The sequence below is a fragment of the Allosalinactinospora lopnorensis genome, from assembly GCF_000981225.1.
Classification (GTDB): Bacteria; Actinomycetota; Actinomycetes; order Streptosporangiales; family Streptosporangiaceae; genus Allosalinactinospora; species Allosalinactinospora lopnorensis.
The window spans coordinates 1-7,900 of record NZ_LAJC01000125.1; the positions used below are offsets into that span (position 1 = coordinate 1).

Consider the following 7,900-nt stretch of genomic DNA (forward strand, 5'->3'; position numbering starts at 1 on the left):
CACGGCGCCGCGGCGGCGCGGCCGCGGGCGCGCCGCGACGCATAGAGCCCGGCCCGGCCCTCGGTCGTCTCCGAGGCGCGCACAACGACGGGCAGCCGCTCGGTGACCAAGGGCCCCATCCGGCGACCGCGCCACAGCGCCAGCATCAGCAGGGTCACGCCCAGCGGCACCAGGGCCAGGTGGAACGAGCGGGGAAGCAGCTCCCACAGGGTGGCCTGGCCGGCCTGGGCGGGCACGTCCGGCAGGAACCAGACGACGTCGCTTTCCCCCACCAGGTTGAGCGCGAGCGCCGCGTTGCCTTCGCGGCCCAGGCGCTCGTTGGTCAGTGGGGCCGCCGAGCCGAGCACGGTCGTGGCGCCGTCGTCCCGCGGGACGCGCAGCAGCGCCGCGCCGTCGTCGGCGGGATAGCAGCCGGCCGTCCCCTCCTGGTCGCCGGCCGCCTCGACGGCGAACAGTTCGCCGCCGGTGTCGGCGTTCCCGGCGGCGCGTGCCGCCGGCAGCTCGCAGTCGGCGCTCAGGGTGGAGTCCTCGGTGCGTCCGCTCATGACCGCGCCCGGTGCCAGGGAACCCAGCGCCTGGGTGGTCGGCTGGACCAGGATCCGGTCGCCGGGCGTATCGGCGATCCGGTCGAGTTCCTCGGGGAGCAGGCGATGCGATTGCGCCAGTACCAGCACCGTGTCGTCGGCCGCGGCCGCGGCCGCGGCCTCGTCGGTTTCGCGCGCGACCGTGACCTCGGCTCCGCGCTGCTGCAGGATCTGCGCCAGGGCCCGGGCCCCTTGGGGGTTGGGTCCTTCGGGTTCCAGGAAGCCCTCGGGGGTGTCCTCGGCCCCCAGCGAGAGCAGCACGGCGAGCAGGACGAGGCCGCCGAGGAAGGCGAGCGGACCGCGTGCCCGGCGCCAGAACTCGCCGGGGCCCGGCGACACCGGGACCGGGGCCTGGGAGCCGGACGGGGCGGAAGTGCCGGCCGTCATTCGCTCCGCCCCCCGTTTCCGACCGGCCGTGTCTCGCGCAGCCGCTCGTCCAGCTCCCGGAGGAAGCGGTCGCCATCGGCGGTGGCCGGGCGCTCCCCGTAGGCGATGTCGTTGAACACGGCGGCGGCACGGTACAGCGCGTCGCGCTGGGGCGGCAGTGTGGCGGCGGCCTCGGCGGCCAGTTCGGTCGCGGTCCGGCCGGGTCGTGGAGGCAGGATGGCGCGCTCCTCCAGCTCCCGGGCGATCGCGCGCAGGCGCTCACGGATCGCTGCGGCGTACTCGCCGGTCGCGGCGTGCGTGTCGGCCGCGGCGCGGTGGTCGGCGGCGGTGAGAGGGCGCCGGTGTCGAAGACGTCGCCGGGCCGCTGCGCCCGCCGGGACGGGCGCGCGTACCCGACCAGCAGGGTCAGCAGAACGAGCAGCAGGACCAGCAGGGGCCCGAGCGCCCACCAGCCGCCCGGGATCGACTGCGCCACCTGCTGACCGAGCCGTTCGAACCACTCGGTCACCCAGGTGTAGAGCCGTTCGACCAGGGTGGGCTCGGCCTGACCGTAGACCGGTTCGGACAGCTCCTCGCGGGCGATGCGCGCCCCCTCGCTGCGATCGACGGTCGCGGGGACAGGAACGGCGGAGAAGAGGGGAACGCCAGTGAGCACGGCCGTCACATCGGGGTCCCGGGGGTGCTCCCGGTGTGCTGCGTTCCGGGATACGGCGGGGCGCTGGGCGGGTCCGGCAGGTACACACCGGGACCGATCGTCCCGCCCGAGTGGAGTGCGGCCCGCAGCTTCAGATCCAGTCCCTCGCGCCGCATCCGCAGGTCCACGTAGAGCAGGGTGGTGACGCCGACGATGAACGGGATGGTGAGGGCGCCGGCGAGCACGGTGCCCAGGAACGAGGCGGCGGCGCTGGCCACGTAGACCCAGGGAGCTCCCGGGGCCGCGAGCGGTATGAGCAGCCCGCCGAACGCGAACGGGGTCATCAGCAGATTGGACACCAGGCTTGCGATCACCACGGCGATGATCAGGCTCCGAAGACCCGCCACCAGCTGCGCCGGGTGAGCTGCCAGGAGCGCACCAGGGAGGTCCCGGCCCCGAGACGCTCCAGAACGGCCACCGGCATCGCCAGCGAGGTGCGCACCCAGACCCACACGCCCAGTGCCACAAGCGGAGCGAAGCCGATGAGGAAGACGAGGAGGCCTGGGAGGACACCCGCGAAGAGGCCGACCGCGGACGCGGCCAGGATGAGCCCGATGAGCAGCCCGGTCCACCCCAGGCCGATGAGGAAGAGCAGTCCGGCGACGCCGAACACCGCGCCCATCCGGCCGCGCACCGCCTCCATGGCCTCCTTCATGGTGAGCTTGCGGCCGAGGACGGCCAGCCCGACGACCGCCGCCAGCAGGCCGGTCAGCACGATTTGGCCGATGTAGCTGAACAGCAGGCCCCCGTACATCACGATGACCGTCCACGGAGCGACCGGCACGTCGGCCTCGGCCGCGGTTGGGTCGGAGATGGCCTCCCCCAGCCAGGCGCCGTGGTCAGCGAGGTAGCCGCCCATACCGATGGAGCTCACGATGCTGAAGACCGCGATGACGATGACCGCCAGCCCGAGCACGGCTTTTGGGTTGTGCCGGATGTAGCTGAATGCTCCGTTGAGGATCTCGTTGAGGTTGAGGGGACGCAGCGCGACGACGCCGGACCGGGGATCCGGGGCCCCGGGCGCCGGTCCGCCGTAGGAGCCGGTTCCGGGCGGCGGTGACGCGGGGGTGGCCTGCCCGGGTGCGGCCCAGCCATGCTGCCGACCGGAACCGTGCTGTCCCGGAGCCGCCCACGGGGTCTGCGGCGAGGCCGGGTCCGCCGAGGCACCGGGGCCCTGGCCGTCGCCCGGTTGCGGGGGAGAACCCGGAGCCTCCCAGGCGTGACCGTCCTCGTGTGTCATGGATCCTCCGTCACCGGTCTGCTGCCTCCAGCGCTCCCCACGCTATGCGAGACCCGCCTGCTGTCGGGCGCCCCAGCGCATCCGGGGTATTCGCCGGTTATCGATACAGCGGCACCCGTCATTGGTTTTGTATGCTTTCGGTTATCAACCGACCGAATCGCGCACCCCGGCGAGTATTCACTCTGGACGAGGTGGCGGGTCAGGCGGCAGGGTATTTCGGGAGGGGTTCGGCCAGGAGACAACCGCAGCGCAAAGGCAGAGACGGGGATCTGCCATCCGTACGGCCGAACATGGGGCGACCACGCGCCTAGCAGTGTCCGATGGTGGCAAGGTTAGGGGGAGAGAAGCACTCCCGCGCGGGGGGACCCGGCAGGCGTGAGATCGAAGTTGTGCCGCTTGAATGTCCGGAAAGGAGAAGGCGCCGCGGTCCGCATCCGCACGTCGATGCGTACGGGCGCCGGAGACATCGATGAAGGGACGCGTACTGGTCGTCGATGACGACCTCGCTCTCGCCGAAATGTTGGGCATTGTCCTCAGAGGCGAAGGTTTCGAACCATCCTTCGTGCACGACGGGGACAAGGCGATGGACGCCTTTCGCGAGACCAAGCCCGATCTGGTGCTGCTGGATCTGATGCTGCCGGGCGCGGACGGCATCGACGTCTGCCGCCAGATCCGGGCGGAGTCCGGTGTGCCGGTCGTGATGCTCACAGCGAAGAGCGACACCGTGGACGTTGTGCTCGGCCTGGAATCCGGGGCCGACGACTACATAGTCAAACCGTTCAAACCCAAGGAGCTGGTGGCGCGTGTCCGCGTCCGGCTGCGCCGCACGGAGGAACCGGCTCCCGAGATACTGCAGATCGGCGACATCACCATCGACGTCGCGGGGCACGCGGTGCGCCGCGATGGTGAACCGATCAGCCTAACCCCCCTGGAGTTCGACCTCCTCGTAGCGCTCGCCCGCAAACCGCGCCAGGTGTTCACCCGCGAGGTCCTGCTCGAACAGGTGTGGGGATACCGGCACGCGGCCGATACCCGCCTGGTGAACGTACACGTCCAGCGACTGCGCGCGAAGATCGAGAGGGATCCTGAGCACCCGGAGGTCGTTGTCACCGTCCGCGGTGTCGGCTACAAAGCCGGTACCGCCTGATCGATCCTGAGACCGCACCTGTGTCGAGTAGCACCGGCGACGCCAACGCGACGCCCCCGCTGGAGAGTGCGTCCGCCGTGCAATCGCTTTGGCAGAAAGTGGGGGGCCTGCTACTCCGCGGCTACCTTGTGGCGCAGCGGGCGGCCCGCGGGCTGGTCCGTGCCGTCCACACGCGCTGGCGGCGCTCCCTGCAGCTGCGGGTGGTCAGCACCACCCTGGTGATCTCCGCGCTGGTCACCGCCGTGCTCGGGTTCTTCCTGATGCAGCAGGTGCAGTCCGGCCTGCTCGACGCGAAGGAGAACGCGGCGCTCAGCGACCACAAAGCCGGGCTCACCTACGCCCTCAACGTCATGCAGGACGGCGGCGCCGTCGAGCAGGACACCCAGCTCGATCAGATCACCCAGGACCTCAGTGCCCGCAGCGGTACCACCGGTCTCTACGAGGTCGTCATCATCCCCTCCGTGGGCGGCGTCACCGGCTGGGCGACCGTGGAGGAGGAGAGCGTGCCGCAGCGGCTGCGCGACGATGTCCGGGACAGCACCGAGCTGGAGTCGCAGTACCTCACCTACACCGAGATCGTGCGCGGCGACAGCACCGAGCCCGCCCTGGCGGTGGGAGCGCAGCTGTCCAACGCGTTCGAGCTGTACTACCTGTTCCCACTGGAACACGAGCAGCAGATGCTCACCCTGGTACAGAACACCATCACCTTCGCGGCCGCCACGTTGATCATCTCCTTCGCGGTGATCGCGTTCCTGGTCACGCGCCAGGTGGTGAGTCCCGTCCGGCTCGCGGCCGGCTCAGCGGAGAAGCTCGCCTCGGGTGACCTCTCCGAACGCATGAACGTGCGGGGCGAGGACGATCTCGCGCGGCTCGCGATGTCCTTCAACGACATGGCCGGCAATCTCCAGGAGAAGATCCACGAGCTGGAGGAGCTGTCCAAGGTGCAGCGCCAGTTCGTCTCCGATGTCTCCCACGAGCTGCGTACTCCGCTGTCCACGATCCGCATGGCCGGCGATCTGCTCTACGAGGAGCGCGAGGAGCTCGACCCCACCATGAGCCGTTCCGTGGAGCTGCTGCAGAGCCAGCTGGAACGGTTCGAGGAGCTTCTCGGCGACCTGCTGGAGATCAGCCGGCACGACGCCGGGGCGGCGACGCTTACCATCGAGCCGGTGGACATCCGCGACTCCGTCCTGAAAGCGGTCAGCGACGCCGAGCAGATCGCGGAGAAACGCGGGATCAAGGTCGTGCTCCGGCTGCCCGCCGAACCGTGCACGGCCGAATTCGACCAGCGGCGCATCAACCGCATTCTGCGCAATCTCATCGTGAACGCAATCGAGCACAGTGAAGGCAAGGACGTCATCGTCACCGCCGCGGGCGACCGCGACGCGGTCGCGGTCGCCGTGCGCGACTTCGGAGTGGGGCTCAAGGAGGGCGAGGAGCACCTCTGTTTCGATCGGTTCTGGCGCGCCGACCCAGCTCGGGCCCGTACAACGGGCGGCACCGGTTTGGGCCTGTCGATCGCCAAGGAGGACGCCCTGCTGCACGGCGGCTGGCTGCAGGCGTGGGGGATGCCCGGTAAGGGATCGCAGTTCCGGCTGTCGCTGCCGCGCGAGTCCGGCAAGGAACTGCGGGGATCGCCGCTTCCGCTGGCCCCGCCCGAGATGGCGCTTGGGCGGATACGCCCCGTTCTGCCCGCGCCGACCACGGACCTTGACCCGGCCCGCTCCGGAGGAGGGAGTCAGGGGTGACCGGTGGAGAGCGATCGCGGCTGGGCGCCGCTGCTGCCGCTGCCGTACTGGCCGCCGTCATGACGGGATGCGCGTCGGTGCCCACCGGCGGTCCCGTCGTCCGCGGCTCCGGTGGTGAGGATACCGGGGAGGGCAACGGCGGCTACGTGCGGATGCTGCCGGCCGGACCTCAACCGGGTGTGGGAGAGAACGGCCTGATCAAGGGGTTCCTCCGGGACATGGGCAGCTTCGAGGAGAACCATCACGCGGCCCGGATGTATCTGATGCCCGGCCCGCGGGAGACCTGGGCGCCCGGGGGAGACGTGCTCGTCTACGAGAGTATGGACAGCATCTCCTTCGACACCGATGTCTCCTCGGACGGCACGGCCGCCACGATCCGGATGCGCGGCCCGCAGATCGCACGGATCACCGGGAACGGGCAGTACATCCCCGAGGAGACCGGGGAGGTCATCGATGTCACGTTCGAGCTGGCCAGGGACGACGGCGGCGAGTGGCGGATCAATGACCTGCCCGACTCGCTGATTCTCGGCAGCCGCGACGTCGACCGCGCCTACCGTCCCCTCAACCTGTACTACTTCAACCGCGACAAGAGCACGCTGGTGCCCGACCCGGTGTTCCTGCCGGTCAGCAGTGACAACCTGGCCACACGCCTGGTGCAGAAGCTGGTGTCCGGGCCCACCGAGTGGCTGGAGCCCGCCGTGGGCTCCGCGTTTCCCGAAGGGGCCACGGTGGACGTCGCGTTCGACTCGGGCAGCGTGACCGTAGAGCTGAGGGGCGGACCGACCGCCGTCCGCGACCGCTACGGCATGGGGGCGCAGCTCGCCTGGACGCTCAAACAGCTGCCCGAGGTCCAGGACTTCGCGCTGCGGATCGACGGCGACAACGTGGACCTGCCCGGCGGAGAGGAAGAGAACCTGCAGGCCACCGACGACCAGTGGGATTCGGTCAACCCTTCGGGGGTGTCAGGCGACCCGAGCGCCTATTTCATCCGCGACGGCCAGCTCTGGTCCCTCTCCGGTGAAGGGCAGGACGATGACCAGAACGAGGCGCGCGTCCAGGGCGCTCCCGGTGTCGGTGACACGCCATTGCAGAAGCACGCCGTCTCCCTCGACGAGGACCGGGTCGCCGGCATCGAGGCCGGCCTCGAGTCGGTGGTGCTGGCCGAGGCGGCCGAGGGCAGCGAGTACGACTCGGTACTGTCCGGCGGCGACTACGCCGCGCTGTCCTGGGACGGCTACGGTGATCTCTGGGTCGTCGAGGAGGAAGGCGGGGACCGGGACGACGAGGAGCGGTCCGACCCCGGAAGCAAGCTGTGGCTACTGCGCGACGGCAGCGAGCCGTTCGAGGTGACGGCCCCGGAACTGGACGACATCGCCGTCTCCGAGTTCCGCATCTCCCGCGATGGCACCCGTGCCGCGCTCATCGCCGAGCACGAGGACGGTCCGCGCCTCTATGCGGGACGGGTGATCAGCGACGGTGACGACGTCTCCGTGGGGCGGTTGATACCGCTCGCGCGGGATCTCGGAGAGGTGGCCGACGTCGCCTGGCGCAGCGGTGACCAGCTCGCCGTTCTCGGCCAGAAGGAGCGCGGAGCGGCGCAGGCCTTCCTGGTGTCGCTGGATGGCAGCACCGAGACCACCAGTGCCGGGGCGCCGACCGGCGCCGACATGGGGGCTCTCACCGCGGCGCCGGGGCGGCCGCTGCTCTCCAGTGCCGACGACGACCAGGTGTGGCTGACCAACGACCGCCTCATGTGGCGGTACGTCACCGAGGGGTCCAACCCCGTCTACCCGGGCTGAGCAGCGGGCGCCTCCCGTGCGGCCGCGGACCCGCGCGCCGGGGGCCGGGCGCCCGTGCTGAATCCCGCCCTCCGTGTCCACAGAAGCGATGTCCGACTGGCGGTGGGGGCGGACGGCGGGCGAGCCTGGGGCCATGTCGCGGCTCAAGCCCCTCCTCACCGCCCTTGTCGATCTCGCGCTGGGTGAGCGGTGCGCCGGGTGCGCCGGCCCGGGAGGGCCGCTGTGCGCTCCGTGCGCCGATGTTCTCGACCGGCCGCCGCGCCGCTGCGGCGCCCGCTCCGGCTGCCCGCCCGTGTGGGCG

The 7,900-nt window shown here is 70.7% G+C and carries 7 protein-coding genes; 3 read left to right on the forward strand and 4 right to left on the reverse strand.

The window, feature by feature from the left end:
- The 4 genes from VS93_RS25350 to VS93_RS32210 all read right to left on the reverse strand — a co-directional run.
- Positions 1–971: DUF4350 domain-containing protein (locus VS93_RS25350; RefSeq protein WP_052745997.1), on the reverse strand; the 971-nt coding region annotated here is incomplete at its 3' end.
- Positions 968–1,420 carry a DUF4129 domain-containing protein gene (locus tag VS93_RS27380; protein WP_338022801.1) on the reverse strand — a complete coding sequence of 151 codons (453 nt, stop codon included), beginning with the start codon at positions 1,418–1,420 and terminating at the stop codon, positions 968–970. The genes VS93_RS25350 and VS93_RS27380, both read right to left, overlap by 4 nt.
- Positions 1,421–1,631: 211 nt before the next feature.
- A complete protein-coding gene (locus VS93_RS32205; RefSeq protein WP_236700734.1) occupies positions 1,632–2,012 on the reverse strand; it encodes a hypothetical protein in 381 nt (126 codons plus the stop codon).
- Positions 1,991–2,905 (reverse strand): hypothetical protein, encoded by a 915-nt coding sequence (locus VS93_RS32210; protein WP_236700735.1) that lies wholly within the window; start codon positions 2,903–2,905, stop codon positions 1,991–1,993. Before VS93_RS32210 ends, VS93_RS32205 begins: the two co-directional genes overlap by 22 nt.
- 469 nt (positions 2,906–3,374) lie before the next feature.
- On the opposite strand from VS93_RS32210, the gene mtrA reads away from it, so the two are divergent.
- The 3 genes from mtrA to VS93_RS25375 all read left to right on the forward strand — a co-directional run bounded on the left by mtrA (position 3,375) and on the right by VS93_RS25375 (position 7,599).
- Complete coding sequence (gene mtrA / locus VS93_RS25365) at positions 3,375–4,052, forward strand: MtrAB system response regulator MtrA (RefSeq protein ID WP_046472372.1); 678 nt, start codon at positions 3,375–3,377, stop codon at positions 4,050–4,052.
- A 77-nt stretch (positions 4,053–4,129) separates the two neighbouring features.
- A complete protein-coding gene (gene mtrB, locus VS93_RS25370; protein WP_236700736.1) occupies positions 4,130–5,800 on the forward strand; it encodes an MtrAB system histidine kinase MtrB in 1,671 nt (556 codons plus the stop codon).
- 59 nt (positions 5,801–5,859) lie between these two features.
- Positions 5,860–7,599 (forward strand): LpqB family beta-propeller domain-containing protein, encoded by a 1,740-nt coding sequence (locus VS93_RS25375; RefSeq protein ID WP_052745998.1) that lies wholly within the window; start codon positions 5,860–5,862, stop codon positions 7,597–7,599.
- The last annotated feature ends 301 nt before the right edge of the window (positions 7,600–7,900 follow it).

What these genes read in the sequence shown, in the direction of transcription:
- VS93_RS32210 (WP_236700735.1), bottom strand. Translation starts at nt 2,905, where the DNA reads ATGACACACGAGGACGGTCACGCCTGGGAGGCTCCGGGTTCTCCCCCG.
- mtrA (WP_046472372.1), top strand. Translation starts at nt 3,375, where the DNA reads ATGAAGGGACGCGTACTGGTCGTCGATGACGACCTCGCTCTCGCCGAA.
- VS93_RS25375 (WP_052745998.1), top strand. Translation starts at nt 5,860, where the DNA reads ATGACGGGATGCGCGTCGGTGCCCACCGGCGGTCCCGTCGTCCGCGGC.